The 13,847-nt window shown below is 45.6% G+C and carries 19 protein-coding genes and 1 other annotated feature; all 19 genes read right to left on the bottom strand.

The window, feature by feature from the left end; all coding sequences use genetic code 11:
• Window positions 1-129 precede the first annotated feature (129 nt).
• Window positions 130-732, bottom strand: coding sequence for a class I SAM-dependent methyltransferase (locus PP175_RS01100; RefSeq protein WP_272441081.1), 603 nt, complete (start codon window positions 730-732; stop codon window positions 130-132).
• 112 nt (window positions 733-844) lie between these two features.
• Window positions 845-1,207 (bottom strand): 50S ribosomal protein L7/L12, encoded by a 363-nt coding sequence (gene rplL, locus PP175_RS01095; protein ID WP_272441080.1) that lies wholly within the window; start codon window positions 1,205-1,207, stop codon window positions 845-847.
• A gap of 30 nt (window positions 1,208-1,237) precedes the next feature.
• Window positions 1,238-1,735 (bottom strand): 50S ribosomal protein L10, encoded by a 498-nt coding sequence (gene rplJ / locus PP175_RS01090; protein ID WP_272441079.1) that lies wholly within the window; start codon window positions 1,733-1,735, stop codon window positions 1,238-1,240.
• A gap of 24 nt (window positions 1,736-1,759) precedes the next feature.
• Window positions 1,760-1,878 (bottom strand) — a sequence feature (ribosomal protein L10 leader region).
• 45 nt (window positions 1,879-1,923) lie between these two features.
• The gene (gene rplA, locus PP175_RS01085; protein ID WP_272441078.1) at window positions 1,924-2,610 is read right to left on the bottom strand and encodes a 50S ribosomal protein L1; all 687 of its coding nucleotides are present in this window, start codon (window positions 2,608-2,610) and stop codon (window positions 1,924-1,926) included.
• 123 nt (window positions 2,611-2,733) lie between these two features.
• Complete coding sequence (rplK, locus tag PP175_RS01080) at window positions 2,734-3,159, bottom strand: 50S ribosomal protein L11 (RefSeq protein ID WP_272441077.1); 426 nt, start codon at window positions 3,157-3,159, stop codon at window positions 2,734-2,736.
• Between the two features lie 98 nt (window positions 3,160-3,257).
• Window positions 3,258-3,791 carry a transcription termination/antitermination protein NusG gene (nusG, locus tag PP175_RS01075; RefSeq protein ID WP_272441076.1) on the bottom strand — a complete coding sequence of 178 codons (534 nt, stop codon included), beginning with the start codon at window positions 3,789-3,791 and terminating at the stop codon, window positions 3,258-3,260.
• 39 nt (window positions 3,792-3,830) lie between these two features.
• Window positions 3,831-4,040 carry a preprotein translocase subunit SecE gene (gene secE, locus PP175_RS01070; protein ID WP_272441075.1) on the bottom strand — a complete coding sequence of 70 codons (210 nt, stop codon included), beginning with the start codon at window positions 4,038-4,040 and terminating at the stop codon, window positions 3,831-3,833.
• 33 nt (window positions 4,041-4,073) lie between these two features.
• Window positions 4,074-4,223, bottom strand: a complete 150-nt coding sequence (gene rpmG / locus PP175_RS01065; protein ID WP_081413237.1) for a 50S ribosomal protein L33 — start codon at window positions 4,221-4,223, stop codon at window positions 4,074-4,076.
• 282 nt (window positions 4,224-4,505) lie between these two features.
• Entirely contained in the window at window positions 4,506-5,144 is a 639-nt protein-coding gene (gene sigH, locus PP175_RS01060; RefSeq protein ID WP_272441073.1) for an RNA polymerase sporulation sigma factor SigH, read from the bottom strand.
• 71 nt (window positions 5,145-5,215) lie between these two features.
• On the bottom strand, window positions 5,216-5,728 hold the full coding sequence (locus tag PP175_RS01055) for an NYN domain-containing protein (RefSeq protein ID WP_272441072.1): 513 nt from the start codon (window positions 5,726-5,728) through the stop codon (window positions 5,216-5,218).
• A gap of 18 nt (window positions 5,729-5,746) precedes the next feature.
• Window positions 5,747-6,490, bottom strand: a complete 744-nt coding sequence (gene rlmB / locus PP175_RS01050) for a 23S rRNA (guanosine(2251)-2'-O)-methyltransferase RlmB (RefSeq protein WP_272441071.1) — start codon at window positions 6,488-6,490, stop codon at window positions 5,747-5,749.
• A gap of 42 nt (window positions 6,491-6,532) precedes the next feature.
• A complete protein-coding gene (locus PP175_RS01045; RefSeq protein ID WP_272441070.1) occupies window positions 6,533-6,937 on the bottom strand; it encodes a Mini-ribonuclease 3 in 405 nt (134 codons plus the stop codon).
• Window positions 6,938-6,956: 19 nt separating this feature from the next.
• Entirely contained in the window at window positions 6,957-8,372 is a 1,416-nt protein-coding gene (cysS, locus tag PP175_RS01040) for a cysteine--tRNA ligase (RefSeq protein ID WP_272441069.1), read from the bottom strand.
• Window positions 8,365-9,048 carry a serine O-acetyltransferase gene (cysE, locus tag PP175_RS01035; RefSeq protein WP_272443146.1) on the bottom strand — a complete coding sequence of 228 codons (684 nt, stop codon included), beginning with the start codon at window positions 9,046-9,048 and terminating at the stop codon, window positions 8,365-8,367. The genes cysS and cysE overlap by 8 nt, the downstream gene beginning before the upstream one ends.
• Window positions 9,049-9,348: 300 nt before the next feature.
• Window positions 9,349-10,830 (bottom strand): glutamate--tRNA ligase, encoded by a 1,482-nt coding sequence (gene gltX / locus PP175_RS01030; RefSeq protein ID WP_272441068.1) that lies wholly within the window; start codon window positions 10,828-10,830, stop codon window positions 9,349-9,351.
• 48 nt (window positions 10,831-10,878) lie between these two features.
• Window positions 10,879-11,361, bottom strand: coding sequence for a 2-C-methyl-D-erythritol 2,4-cyclodiphosphate synthase (ispF, locus tag PP175_RS01025; protein ID WP_272441067.1), 483 nt, complete (start codon window positions 11,359-11,361; stop codon window positions 10,879-10,881).
• Window positions 11,358-12,050, bottom strand: coding sequence for a 2-C-methyl-D-erythritol 4-phosphate cytidylyltransferase (ispD, locus tag PP175_RS01020; RefSeq protein ID WP_272441066.1), 693 nt, complete (start codon window positions 12,048-12,050; stop codon window positions 11,358-11,360). The genes ispF and ispD overlap by 4 nt, the downstream gene beginning before the upstream one ends.
• Before the next feature lie 31 nt (window positions 12,051-12,081).
• Entirely contained in the window at window positions 12,082-13,176 is a 1,095-nt protein-coding gene (locus PP175_RS01015) for a PIN/TRAM domain-containing protein (protein ID WP_272441065.1), read from the bottom strand.
• 108 nt (window positions 13,177-13,284) lie between these two features.
• Window positions 13,285-13,779: a CarD family transcriptional regulator gene (locus tag PP175_RS01010; RefSeq protein WP_442870411.1), complete on the bottom strand. Its 495-nt coding sequence runs from the start codon at window positions 13,777-13,779 to the stop codon at window positions 13,285-13,287.
• Window positions 13,780-13,847 lie beyond the last annotated feature (68 nt).

Genomic DNA, 13,847 nt, shown 5'->3' with positions numbered 1-13,847 from the left:
TCGTAAAACCTTATTTTAACGCGAAAAAAAAGGTTGACTTTTTATGCAATAATAACATCCCACTTAACATTTCGGTGGCATTATATAACGATATCACAATTGCAATATCAAGTCAACTGTTCCGGCCGTTTATTCTTTTATTGCTCTGAAAATAGCATATCCTTTTTTTCTCTCGACTTCTTCAACTTCTGCAAACAGTTCCTGCAGCCTGGCAAACGCCGATGGAGCTCCCTGCTTCTTCTGGATCACAACCCACAACGCTCCCCCGCTTCTTAAATGCTTATGGGCATCTTCAAAGATAGCATGTACAACTTTTTTGCCAGCTCTTATGGGCGGATTGGTAATAACCACATCAAAACGTTCATTTTGTGCCAGTGATTGCAGCCTGTCGCTAACAAGGGCCCTTGCATTTGTAATTCCATTTAATTCAAGATTCCGGTTGGCAAGAGATACGGCACGTTCATTAATATCTACCATTTTCACATTCCCGTGTGGAGTAAGTACAGATGCAGCCATTCCCATCGGGCCATAACCGCAGCCGATATCCAGTACATCCATCCCGTCCTCGATCTCCATAGTTTCAACTAGAAGCACACTTCCAAAGTCAATCCTATCTTTCGAAAACACTCCGCGGTCCGTAATAAAACGAAAATCTCTTCCTCGCAGCGTAAACGTAAATGTCTGCTCACGGCTTTCTGTTTCCGGCTGATTCGTATAGTAATGCTCCATCAAAACACCACTCTTTTACATTCATTTGTTCTATTATAACCCTGTTAACTCTATTCTATATAACACAAAAAGCCTGGTGCAGTTCATGCACCAGACTCTCAGCAGCAAACGGAAATTACTTAACTTCTACAGATGCGCCAGCTTCTTCAAGCTTAGCTTTGATTGCTTCAGCATCTTCTTTAGAAATGCCTTCTTTAACGTTAGCAGGAGCGCCATCAACCATAGCTTTAGCTTCTTTCAGACCAAGGCCAGTGATTTCACGAACAACTTTGATAACGTTGATTTTAGATCCGCCAGCGCTAGCAAGAACAACTGTGAATTCAGTTTGTTCAGCTTCAGCAGCACCGCCAGCAGCGCCAGCAACAGCTACAGGTGCAGCTGCAGTTACGCCAAATTCTTCTTCAATTGCTTTAACAAGATCGTTCAGTTCAAGAACGGACATTTCTTTAATCGCATCAATGATTTGTTCTTTACTCATTGTTATTAGTCCTCCTAACAGGTTTTTAAATTAAGCCCCTTGGCCTTCTTTTTGGTCACCAACAGCTTTAACAGCAAGAGCGAAGTTGCGCATAGGCGCTTGAAGTACACTAAGCAGCATAGAAAGTAAACCTTCGCGGTTTGGCAGGCTTGCGATCGCTTTTACTTCAGCAGCATTCATCACGTTGCCTTCCAGAACGCCAGCTTTAATTTCAAGTGCTTCGTTTGCTTTAGCAAAATCCGATAATACTTTAGCGGCCGCCATTTCATCTTCCATGCTGAAAGCAATGGCTGTTGGGCCAGTAAGGTATTCATCAAGACCAGTTAATTCTACTTCTGCAGTAGCACGGCGAGCCAGTGTATTTTTATAGACTTTGAAATCCACACCTGCTTCACGGCAAAGTTTGCGAAGTTGAGTAACCTGAGCTACGTTTAAACCGCGGTAATCAGCAACCACTGTGCTTTTGCTGCTGCGGAATTTATCGACAATCTCACTTACGGCTTGAACTTTTTCTTCACGTACGGACATTTTTACACCTCCTGTAGCATGAGATCCTGTATCAAAAAAAGCCTCCGCAGACATGCGAAGGCTTCGAATTTATATTCTTCAGCACCTCGGAAGGATATTAAGCAAAACGCACCTTCTGTCTACGGTAACGGACTATTCTTTTATCAACAAGAAATATTATATCAATTAACAAAGTTAATGTCAAGAAATTATTTTACTGCGTTAACGCGAACGCCAGGGCCCATTGTAGAGCTTACTGTAACGTTCTTCATGAATATGCCTTTTGCAGCAGCTGGCTTCGCTTTATTCAAAGCATCTGTTAAAGCGTTGAAATTCTCAACCAGTTTATCCACATCAAATGAAACCTTACCGATTGGCGCATGAATGTTACCCGCTTTATCTGTACGGTATTCGATTTTACCGGCTTTAATTTCATTAACAGCTTTTTCTACTTCGAATGTTACAGTGCCTGTTTTAGGGTTTGGCATTAAACCTTTAGGTCCAAGCACACGGCCCAGACGGCCCACTGTACCCATCATATCAGGTGTAGCAACAACAACATCGAATTCGAACCAGCCCTGCTGGATCTTATTGATGAATTCATCGTCGCCTACATAATCTGCGCCTGCAGCTTCCGCTTCTTTCGCTTTATCGCCTTTTGCGAATACGAGTACGCGCTGTGTTTTACCTGTGCCATGTGGAAGAACAACCGCACCGCGGATTTGCTGATCGTTTTTGCGAGGGTCAACACCCAGGCGGTATGCAACTTCTACTGTTTCGTCAAACTTAGCTTTAGAAGCATTTTTCACAAGTTCAAACGCTTCGGGTGCATCATACTGAACCGAGCGGTCTACAAGTTTTACAGCTTCTTTATAATTCTTGCCTTTTTTAGCCATTTTTGTATCCTCCTCATGTGGTAATAGCGGTTTTACCTCCCACGAAACGGGGCTGCGCTGCCAACACAAAAACCCGTTGCACACACAACCCCTTCGGTAGAACCATTTTTATTAAGCCGGGAATTAGTCTTCGATTGTAATACCCATGCTACGAGCTGTACCTTCAACCATACGCATAGCGGATTCAACGTTTGCTGCGTTAAGGTCCGGCATTTTGAGCTCAGCGATTTCGCGAACTTTGTCACGCTTCACAGTTGCAACTTTCGTTTTATTAGGAACGCTCGAACCGGATTCAATGCCTGCTGCTTTTTTCAGCAGTACGGCAGCCGGAGGAGTTTTAGTAATAAATGTGAAGGAACGATCTTCGAACACAGTGATTTCTACAGGGATAATAAGGCCTGCCTGATCCTGTGTACGCGCATTAAATTCCTTACAGAAACCCATGATGTTAACGCCAGCTTGACCTAAAGCAGGACCAACCGGTGGTGCCGGGTTTGCTTTACCTGCAGGAATTTGAAGTTTGACCATTTTAATTACTTTTTTAGCCATGTATTCCACCTCCTAAAAACAAACTCAATACCTTCTATGTTAAGAGAAACGTAAACAAATTTGAAAATACCATATGGGGAAATGTATTTCAAGTCTATTTATAGCTTAGCCACTTGAGCAAAATCAAGCTCAACCGGTGTCTCTCTTCCGAACATATCAACAAGAACTTTGACTTTGCGCTTGTCCGCCTGAATTTCTTCAATCGAACCAACCATATTGGCGAATGGCCCTTCTTTAACTTTGACCATTTCCTTTAGCACAAAGTCAAAACGCGGAGCTGTTTCTTCCACGCCCATTTGTTTCATAATCGATGCAACTTCTTCAGGAAGCAAAGGTGTCGGCTTCGAACCAGCACCTGCCGAGCCTACAAATCCGGTTACACCTGGTGTATTCCGAACAACGTACCAAGAATCATCGGTCATAGCCATCTCCACGAGCACATAGCCCGGAAAGACTTTTTTCGTTACAACCTTCTTCTTGCCATCACGAACCTCGGTTTCGTCTTCTGTCGGAATCATGACACGGAAGATCTTATCTTCCATACCCATCGATTCTACCCTTTTTTCAAGGTTGGTCTTAACTTTATTCTCATAACCTGAATAAGTATGAACTACATACCAGTGTTTTTCCATGATTTGAGGACAAACAGGTGTCCTTAACCCCCCTAACGATTATTTCCCTGCTTTAACCAGGAGTCCAAGCAACTGGGAAATACCTAAATCAATAACCGCGAAGAAAGCCGCAAGCAGCGCAACTGTCACAAGAACAACAGCGGAGTAAGACAAAAGTTCTTTCCGCGTTGGCCAGGTAACTTTCTTTAACTCGGTGACGGCTTCTTTAAAGAAGGCCGGTCCGCGTTTGAGTCTTTCAATAAAACTCATAACGCACCCCCCATTACATTCAAGCTCATCGAACTAGCGAGTCTCGCGATGAAGAGTATGGTCGTTGCAGAATTTGCAATGCTTCTTCATCTCAATGCGGTCTGGATGCTTGCGTTTATTTTTGTTTGTGGTATAGTTGCGTTGTTTGCACTCGGTGCACGCTAAAGTCACAATTACCCGCATGATGTTACACCTCCCACAGATTCAGAAATGGCCTATATGCCGTTCCATTATGATAGCATCAAAGTATAACCGTGCTGACACGGCTACCTCCAATACTTTATCACAATGGAAATTTAGTGTCAAATATATATTTGTTTTCAATGGGTTTAAAAAACATATGTAAAGAGGCCAACTATAGTCCAGTCTTGACGGTTAACGCGTTCTTAATACCCCGCTTTAAAGCCGAGATGGCTCTTTTTTTGCAAAAGAAAAAGCAGGGCATCCCCCCTGCTCAATTAAAAGCTATACTTGTGAAACTTCCCGCACTTCCAGATACCGCTCAAGCTTGCGTTTGACACGCTGCAGCGCATTGTCAATCGATTTGACATGACGGCGTAAATCGACAGCAATCTCCTGATAAGATCGGCCGTCCAGATACAGCAGCAGAACCTGCTGTTCTAAATCGCTTAAAAGTTCACTCATTTTATCTTCAATGTCATCATATTCTTCCTGGTTAATAATCAGCTCTTCAGGATCTGTTACCCTGGTTCCACAGATAATATCCAGCAAAGTACGATCGGAATCTTCATCATAGATTGGCTTGTCCAGGGAAACATAAGAATTCAATGGAATATGCTTCTGCCTGGTCGCCGTTTTAATGGCCGTAATAATCTGGCGTGTAATGCACAATTCGGCAAACGCTTTAAAGGATGCAAGTTTATCGCCGCGGAAATCCCGAATTGATTTATACAGGCCAATCATACCTTCCTGCACAATATCTTCACGATCTGCTCCAATTAAAAAATACGATCTTGCTTTTGCCCGAACGAAGTTTTTGTACTTGTTAATCAAATACTCCAGTGCATCACTATCGCCCATACGTACAAGGTCTACAATGTCTTCATCGTAAAGCATTTCAAATCGGTTGTGATCAGTGCCCAAACATCATCCCTCCGACCTGCCGCATCAGATAAGGACATTATACATTATGTAATCTTCCAACGTCAACCAAATCAATGTTCGCCTCTGCGCCACTTTTCAAAGATCTTTTGCACATGATCATCCAGGACAAGCCCTCTTCCTTTTGGCTTTTCCTTAGCTTTTTTTACCTTCTCGCCGATATCCGCCTGCGCCTGCTTAACATCGATCCATAACTCCCGAACAGGTTTGCGCAATGCGCCATAGCCAAACGTCACATGCTGTTCCGTATTATCGGATGTGGCCACGTAAATCTGCCGCTGGCGGTGGGATAATTCCCGCACCAGTCTCTCAATCATCTCATCCGCTGTTTCCTTTTCTTTTGTGTAGCGGATGTCTAATCGGAACTGCTTAATCTTTCTGCCGATCCCCTTCACATTATAGGCATCAAACACGACAATGACCTTTATTCCTGTGTATGCCTGGTAATCAGCAAGCATAGACAGAAGTTCGTTTCGGGCCTCTTCCAGACTGTTCTCTTTATGCTCTTTAAGCTGTCCCCAGTCTCCGATTACATTATAGCCGTCAACGATTAGGATTTGTTCCATTTCCCCTAAGCCCCTTATCTAGCGGGACAGTGGATGCCGCTGCCTGTATACCTCATACATTAATAACGCGCCGGCGACTGAGGCATTAAGAGAGGTGACATGGCCAACCATCGGCAATTTCACGGTAAAGTCGCACTTTTCTCTCACCAGGCGGCTCATTCCCTTGCCTTCGCTGCCAATAACCAGCGCAATCCCCATATCCATTCTCGCCTCACGAAATTCCTCCTTACCAGATGCGTCGGTTCCTACCACCCATATATTTTTCTCTTTAAGATCATCTATCGTCCGCGCGATGTTCGTTACCCGTGCTACCGGAACGTACTCGATGGCGCCTGCCGAAGATTTCGCAACGGTAGAAGTAAGCCCAGCGGCACGCCGCTTTGGAATAATAACCCCATGGACACCGGCTGCGTCAGCCGTCCGCAGAATGGAACCCAGATTATGCGGGTCTTCCACTTCATCAAGAATAACAAGAAAAGGCGGTTCTCCGGACGCATCAGCCCGCCGCAGAATATCATCCAGTTCCACATAGTCATAAGCCGCGATATAAGCCAAAATTCCCTGGTGGCTTTCCCCTTCCGCCGCCTGGTCCAGCTTCTTGCGCGGCACAACCTGCACGGTGACCCCTGCTTCCTTTGCAAGCGCCGTTACCTGGCCGGTAACTCCCTTCTGTGAGCCTTCTGCAATCCAAATTTTATTAATGGAGCGTCCTGAGCGGAGCGCTTCAAGTACAGGATTCTTTCCCACAATATATTCACTCATGAATTTACTCCTTGTTCAATATTAAAGCGGGCAATTCTTTTGCTACCTGCCCGCTTCTACCCATTCAATCGCATCGTTTAATATTTGATCCAGCCTCTCCTCCTGCTGCGTCAGGTAAAGAAAACCAAGGAGGGCCTCAAAGCCCGTACTCAACCGATAATCCGCTACTTCCGCGTTTTTCGGCATGGTGGCGGATTTTGCATTCCGCCCTCTTTTTAGAACAGCTATTTCATCTTCTTTGAGTTTATCCCATATGCCATGAACGATGGAAGCCTGCGCTTTAGCTGAAACATAGCGGACCGCCGCCCGCTGCATTTGATTCGGCCTTACCTCTCCTGCAGCGAGCAGGTGCTGGCGAACACGCATTTCCAGGACGGCATCGCCCATATAGGCCAAAGCCAGCGCATTTAATTGGCGGGGATCTCTGTTCATTTTATCCTGTATCATTGCTTTACCCTGTCTTCCCTTAAGCTTTGCGATGCCAGCGTATCCCCTGTGGTGTGTCCTCCAGTACAATACCCATTTCGGTGAGCTCGGCGCGTATTTCATCCGCACGCGCAAAATTTTTCTCCCTGCGCGCCCGGGTTCTTTCAGCAATCAATGCTTCGATTTGATCATCTGAAGGGCCTTTGTCTCTCGAATTGTGAGCCCCAAAATCTATGCCAAGCACACTGCCGAGTTCAACGAACAAAGCAAGATAAGCTTCGACAAAGGATTTGTTCACTGTTCTGCGGGTTAAACCCTGATTCGCTTCACGCACAGCATCAAACAGAACCGTTATGGCATCTGCGGTATTAAAATCATCATCCATTTCCTCAATAAAGCGGTCTCTAAAAGTTTGAAGCGCATTTTTCTCCTGGGCATCGAGTTCCCCTTCAACTGCGGACCCCAGCCGGTACTGCAGGTTTCGCACGGAATTATCAATCCGCTCGATGCTGTTAGCCGCCTGCGTAATTAAATCCCGGCTGAAATTTATCGGGTTGCGGTAATGTCCGCTCAGCATAAAGAAGCGGATAATCCGCGGCGCGTACTCATCGCGTAAATCTTTTACGAGGATAACATTTCCGATGGATTTGGACATTTTTTCATTCTCTATGTTAATAAAACCATTATGCATCCAGTACCTTGCCATCGTATGGCCTGTAAGGCATTCGGATTGGGCAATTTCATTCTCATGGTGGGGAAATGTCAGATCATGCCCGCCGCCGTGAATATCGAACGTTTCTCCTAAATACTTCAGGGACATGGCTGAGCATTCAATATGCCATCCAGGACGGCCTGCACCCCATGGGCTGTCCCACGATATTTCCCCTGGCTTAGCCGCTTTCCATAAAACAAAGTCAAGCGGGTCCTTCTTATTTTCATTTATTTCGATACGCGCCCCTGATTTTAGATCCGCAATATTCTGATGGGATAGCTTGCCGTATTCCGGGAAGGATGCCGTCTTAAAATAAACATCTCCAGCCGCTTCATAGGCATGGCCTTTGTCAATGAGCCCCTGAATGAAAGCAATGATCTCCGGGATATGTTCGGTTACCTTCGGGTGCAGATACGCCTCTTTCACGCCAAGCGCACGGACATCATCCATATAAGCCGCAATGAAACGCTCGGCTAATTCGGGAACCGTCTCACCCGTTTCTTCGGCTTTTCTAATCAATTTATCGTCTACATCCGTGAAGTTCTGAATAAAGGTGACCTCATAGCCGCGATAGCCAAAGTAACGGCGCACCACATCGAATACAATAGCGGGACGGGCATTTCCTATATGGATATAGTTATATACGGTTGGACCGCAAACATACATTTTAACTTTTCCCGATTCAATCGGAATAAACTCTTCCTTTTTTCTCGTAAGCGTATTGTATATCTTTATTTTACTCATGCGATGCCAGCCCCTTTGCTTCCTTGAGATGTTCAATTTCCTGCCTGAGATCGTCTATTTCCTGCTGCAGAAGACGAAGCGTTTCAGCAACCGGGTCAGGCAGATTAACCTGGTCAAAGTCCTGTTGTATGCGGACCCCATCCTGAATAATGATCTTACCCGGAATCCCAACAACTGTCGAATTAGGCGGAACCTCCTGCAGGACGACCGAACCCGCCCCGATTTTAGAATTATCCCCAATTTTCATAGAGCCAAGAACTTTTGCCCCCGACGCAATCAGAACATTGTTCCCGATTGTGGGATGCCTTTTCCCCTTTTCTTTCCCCGTACCACCGAGCGTAACTCCCTGGTACAACGTTACGTTATCGCCAATTTCACATGTTTCACCGATTACAACACCGGAACCGTGGTCGATAAACAGCCCTTTTCCAATTTTAGCACCGGGATGAATCTCAATGCCGGTGACAAACCTGGCGAACTGTGAAACCATTCGGGCCAATGTATATAATTTGGTTTTCCAAAGCTTATGACTGATTCGATAAAACCATACGGCATGCAATCCGGAATAAGTCAGAACAACTTCAAGGGCACTTCTGGCTGCCGGATCCCGTTCCATTATACATCGGATGTCCCGCCGTATTGTCTTGAACATGCGCCTTCTCCTCTCGGCTATCATATATTTTTCTATCCACAAAAAAACGCCTCCACAGCCTATTAGGCTTCAGAGGCGCTGTCGCGCGGTTCCACTCTGCTTTATTTCAACTGCATGCATTGCACTTATCTGGTAAGCCTGCAGAAAAAATATATCTTGAACCCTTAACGCGGGAAACGGAACCCTATACTTACTATTCAAGGGCCCGGCTAACGGAGGCATTTCCGGGAATGATCAGCAGGTCACTTCCAGCCAGTGATGACCCTCTCTGGGCTTCTCTTGTTTCCCGTACTTCTTCCGGTCACAGCCGTTCGATAAATTAGATTAGGCTTTTAAAATTTCCTGGTAATTGTCCGCAACGTTGAGAACGCGCCCCGCTACTTTTTCCCGGCCAAGCAAATAAAGGGACTGGCCAAGATCCGGACCGTGCGTTACACCTGTTGCCGCCACACGGACAGGCATGAATAATTTCTTGCCCTTATGTCCCGTCGCCTTCTGCACATTCTTCAGTGCAGCTTTAATGGTTTCCGGAGTGAATGCTTCCTCAGCTGTAATCTGTTCGTGAAAAGCCCGCATTACTTCAGGAACTTGTTCTTCTCCCAGTATTTCCTTGGCCTCTTCATTATATTCGAGTTTATCGATAAAGAAAAGGGACGCGAGCTCAACGATTTGTGCACCATACGCCATCTGCTCTTGATAGAGGGCAATGACTTTCTCCGCCCATTCTCGCTGTTCAGGCGAAAGTACTTCTGGAAGCTGGCCGGCTTTCTGCATATGGGGCAGCGTCAGTTCCACAATCCTTTCAAGCGGAGCTTCCTTGAAATAGTGGTTATTCATCCAATTCAATTTATCTATATCAAATACAGAAGGAGACTTCGATACGCGATCAAGCGTAAAGCGCTTAATCAGTTCCTCTCTACTGAATATTTCTTCTTCCCCTTCAGGAGACCAGCCGAGAAGCGCCAGGAAGTTAACCAGCGCTTCAGGCAAATAGCCAAGTTCGCGATACTGCTCCACGAATTGGATAATCGATTCGTCACGCTTGCTCATTTTCTGGCGATCCGGATTTAAAATTAGGGACACGTGAGCGAAATCCGGCGCTTCCCAGCCAAAAGCCTCGTAAATCATCAGCTGGCGCGGCGTATTGGAAAGATGTTCTTCACCACGGATAACATGGGTAATTTCCATCAAATAATCATCGATCGTTACAGCAAAGTTATAGGTGGGTATGCCGTCCGGACGTGCAATAACGAAGTCGCCGATTCCATTCGACTCAAATGCAACTTCTCCGCGAACATGGTCATGCACAACGTATTCCCGGTCCGCAAGAACGCGGAAACGGATAGAAGGAACCCGGCCTTCCGCCTTATAAGCAGCAACCTGCTCAGCAGTTAAATGGCGGCACTTCCCGGAATAGCGCGGCATTTCCCCGCGGGCCTTCTGTGCTTCCCGTTCAGCGTTAAGCTCATCCTCGGTACAGTAGCAGTGATAGGCCTTGCCTTCCTCCAGCAGTCGATTCAAATGGTCGGTATAAATATCCATCCGATCCATCGAACGGTACGGCGCATGGGGACCGCCTTTATCAATGCTCTCATCCCATTCTGTACCTAACCAGCGCATGCTTTGTATCAACTTGGCTTCCGCATCCTCTACATTGCGCTTGCGGTCGGTATCTTCAATCCGAATAATGAATTTGCCGCCGTGGTGGCGTGCAAAAAAATAGTTAAAAAGTGCGGAGCGAGCACCGCCTATATGTAAATGTCCGGTTGGGCTTGGTGCAAACCGTACGCGTACTTCTTTTGACATGGGAATTGCCACCGTCCTTTTATTAATCAAACTGTTTTCAAGTGTCTATTATAGTCCTTCCTTCTGCAACAATACAACCGCCATTGAAGCAATTCCCTCTTCACGCCCGGTAAAGCCTAGCTTTTCTGTTGTCGTCGCTTTAACATTAACCCGGTCCATGTCAGCTTGCAAGGTCTTCGCAATAATGGCGCGCATCTTTTCAATGTGAGGGGCCATTTTCGGCTTCTGTGCAATAATGGTAACATCCAGGTTACCCAGTTTGTATCCTTTTTGCCCGGCAAGCTTCCACACTTCCTCAAGGAGAATCCGGCTGTCTGCACCCGCAAATGCCTGATCTGTATCCGGAAAATGCTTCCCGATATCCCCAAGACCGAGCGCTCCTAGAACAGCATCTGTAATCGCATGGAGTGCCACATCAGCATCCGAATGGCCCAGCAGTCCTTTATCAAACGGGATCTCAACGCCGCCGACTTTTAAAATCCGTCCTTCTGCTAATTGGTGGACGTCAAACCCCTGGCCTATACGTATCATTGATCTTCTCCTTTATTGTTGCCCCGCCTCATAATTGTTTCGCCCATGGCCAAATCTTCTGGAGTGGTTAACTTTATGTTGGTATAATCCCCTGCTATCACGGTGACGTCTTGTCCCAATCTTTCCAGCAAGGAGGAATCATCCGTTCCTGTATATCCATCCGCCCGTGCCTGTTCATGGGCATGAAGAATGGCAGGAAGACGAAAAGCTTGCGGCGTCTGTACAGCCCACAAGCTTTTTCGGGGAGGAGTTGCTACCACTATCCCCTTGTCATCAACCTGCTTTATTGTATCCTTCACAGGGACAGCCAGCACGGCTGCATCCGTCTTTTTCATAGCGGAAACCAAATCCAAAAGCGCTCCTTGTGTAACAAATGGGCGTGCCCCGTCATGAATCAGCACGAAATCAGACGCAATCAGTTTTGTGAGACCACAGTATACGCTGTCCTGTCTCTCTGCACCGCCTGGTGTTACCTGTACCTGGGGAAAGTCTTTCAAAAGACGTTTTACATGCTGGATATCTTCTTCAGAAGTCACCACTACGATCTCGCTCCAGTTGTCCATCGAAGCGAAGATTTCTACTGTATGGAGCAGTACAGGTTTGCCAGCTAGTTCAATAAACTGCTTTTTAACCTGTCCTCCCATTCTTTTTCCGCTGCCAGCCGCAACGATAACAACGCCTATATGCATATTCGAGAACGCCTACTCTTACCTGAAATTTTTATAACGCTTTTTCCATTAGTTTCGGTTTAGCAAAAATCATGCGTCCTGCCGATGTTTGAAGTACGCTGGTTACAATCACATCTATAGTCGAGCCGATGTAGTCTCTTCCGCCCTCCACGACAATCATCGTTCCATCATCCAGGTAAGCTACACCCTGTCCGTTTTCCTTTCCGTCTTTAATGACCTGCACATGCAGCAGTTCTCCCGGCAGCACAACCGGCTTCACTGCATTAGCCAGATCATTAATATTTAAAACAGAAACGCCCTGGAGTTCACACACCTTATTCAGGTTAAAATCGTTCGTTACAACTTTGCCTTTCATAACTTTGGCCAGCTTAACCAGTTTGCTGTCTACTTCGCTGATGTCTTCAAAGTCTTGATCGGTAATGATAACCTTTACCTTTAATTCCTTTTGAATTTTATTCAAAATGTCGAGGCCCCTGCGGCCCCTGTTCCTTTTGAGCGCATCAGAAGAGTCTGCGATATGCTGGAGTTCTTCCAGAACAAACTCAGGAATAACCAGGGCGCCTTCAATGAACCCGGTCTTACAGATGTCCGCTATGCGTCCATCAATAATGACGCTCGTGTCCAGAATCTTATATTCAACATTGGATGGACTCTGTTTCTCTTCCTTCTTTTTTTCCCTGTTTAGTCTTCCAATCGAGAAAACAGACATAATTTCATCCCGTTTTTTCAGTCCCACTTGGAAACCAATATATCCGCATAACACGGAAATAAGTAAAGGAAGCAGTTTTGCAACAACAGCAATCGGAATGTTGCTAATAGGGAGGAAAAGTAAGAAAGCGACTATAAGTCCAATAATTAACCCCATAGCTCCAAATAGAACATCAGTGATCGGAAGTTTAACTAGCGTATCTTCACTGCGGCGTATGAACGTAACCAGGTAATCGGTTGGCCAGGCAGTCAGCAGGAAAAGAACCACTGCGCCCAGGATAGCGCCGATATATTCCGGGCCTGGTACCCTGCCGAAATGAAGCAGCTTGTTGAGCATGGTAAAGAGATCCGCTCCGAATTGATACCCAAGACCAGCTCCGGCCAATACAAAGAATAATTGAATGACTCGTTTTAACAAAAATTCACCCCCTCTTCCTCATTATAGTCATATCTACCAATTAAAAACCTATTTTAATCAAAAAATAATAAAAAAGCTTCTCAATGAGAGAAGCTCCCGCATCCTTCTCTAGCTATTTACGACTTCATCGAGCAGATGAATTGCCTGATCCTGGTCGATATCTTTAACCAGCACAAGCTCACTGATTAAAATCTGGCGGGCATTATCCAGCATCTTACGCTCCCCGGTGGATAACCCTTTCTCTTTCTCTCTTCTCATTAAATCGCGAACCACGCCTGCCACCTGATAGATATCTCCTGTTTTCATTTTGTCCATGTTTTTTCGGAAGCGGCGGTTCCAGCTTGTAGATAAATCGGTTTCTTCTTCGCTTAAGATCGTTAACACCTTATCAAGTGCATCCATGTCGATAACAGAACGAACTCCCAATTGCTCCAATTTAGCCATAGGGATCATCACCTGCATATTTCCTACAGGCATCTTCATCACATAATACTTCTGTTTTTGCCCTAGGACTTCTTTTTCTTCAATGGCTTCAATTACACCTGCCCCATGCATTGGATAAACAATCTTGTCGCCAATTCGAAACAATCGATCCACCTCCAACAGAGTATCCTTTTTAATTATATAATAAATTCATATAATTAGTCAAAGTAAATTCATTATCTTATCAC

The organism is Aneurinibacillus sp. Ricciae_BoGa-3, assembly GCF_028421645.1.
GTDB lineage: Bacteria > Bacillota > Bacilli > Aneurinibacillales > Aneurinibacillaceae > Aneurinibacillus_B.
The sequence above is the reverse complement of the archived record's forward strand: the minus strand, read 5'-3'. Positions and strand labels throughout refer to the sequence as shown.

What these genes read in the sequence shown, in the direction of transcription:
- rplL (WP_272441080.1), bottom strand. Translation starts at nt 1,207, where the DNA reads ATGAGTAAAGAACAAATCATTGATGCGATTAAAGAAATGTCCGTTCTT.
- rplJ (WP_272441079.1), bottom strand. Translation starts at nt 1,735, where the DNA reads ATGTCCGTACGTGAAGAAAAAGTTCAAGCCGTAAGTGAGATTGTCGAT.
- rplA (WP_272441078.1), bottom strand. Translation starts at nt 2,610, where the DNA reads ATGGCTAAAAAAGGCAAGAATTATAAAGAAGCTGTAAAACTTGTAGAC.
- rplK (WP_272441077.1), bottom strand. Translation starts at nt 3,159, where the DNA reads ATGGCTAAAAAAGTAATTAAAATGGTCAAACTTCAAATTCCTGCAGGT.
- nusG (WP_272441076.1), bottom strand. Translation starts at nt 3,791, where the DNA reads ATGGAAAAACACTGGTATGTAGTTCATACTTATTCAGGTTATGAGAAT.
- secE (WP_272441075.1), bottom strand. Translation starts at nt 4,040, where the DNA reads ATGAGTTTTATTGAAAGACTCAAACGCGGACCGGCCTTCTTTAAAGAA.
- rpmG (WP_081413237.1), bottom strand. Translation starts at nt 4,223, where the DNA reads ATGCGGGTAATTGTGACTTTAGCGTGCACCGAGTGCAAACAACGCAAC.
- PP175_RS01055 (WP_272441072.1), bottom strand. Translation starts at nt 5,728, where the DNA reads ATGGAACAAATCCTAATCGTTGACGGCTATAATGTAATCGGAGACTGG.
- rlmB (WP_272441071.1), bottom strand. Translation starts at nt 6,490, where the DNA reads ATGAGTGAATATATTGTGGGAAAGAATCCTGTACTTGAAGCGCTCCGC.
- PP175_RS01045 (WP_272441070.1), bottom strand. Translation starts at nt 6,937, where the DNA reads ATGATACAGGATAAAATGAACAGAGATCCCCGCCAATTAAATGCGCTG.
- cysS (WP_272441069.1), bottom strand. Translation starts at nt 8,372, where the DNA reads ATGAGTAAAATAAAGATATACAATACGCTTACGAGAAAAAAGGAAGAG.
- cysE (WP_272443146.1), bottom strand. Translation starts at nt 9,048, where the DNA reads ATGATAGCCGAGAGGAGAAGGCGCATGTTCAAGACAATACGGCGGGAC.
- gltX (WP_272441068.1), bottom strand. Translation starts at nt 10,830, where the DNA reads ATGTCAAAAGAAGTACGCGTACGGTTTGCACCAAGCCCAACCGGACAT.
- ispF (WP_272441067.1), bottom strand. Translation starts at nt 11,361, where the DNA reads ATGATACGTATAGGCCAGGGGTTTGACGTCCACCAATTAGCAGAAGGA.
- ispD (WP_272441066.1), bottom strand. Translation starts at nt 12,050, where the DNA reads ATGCATATAGGCGTTGTTATCGTTGCGGCTGGCAGCGGAAAAAGAATG.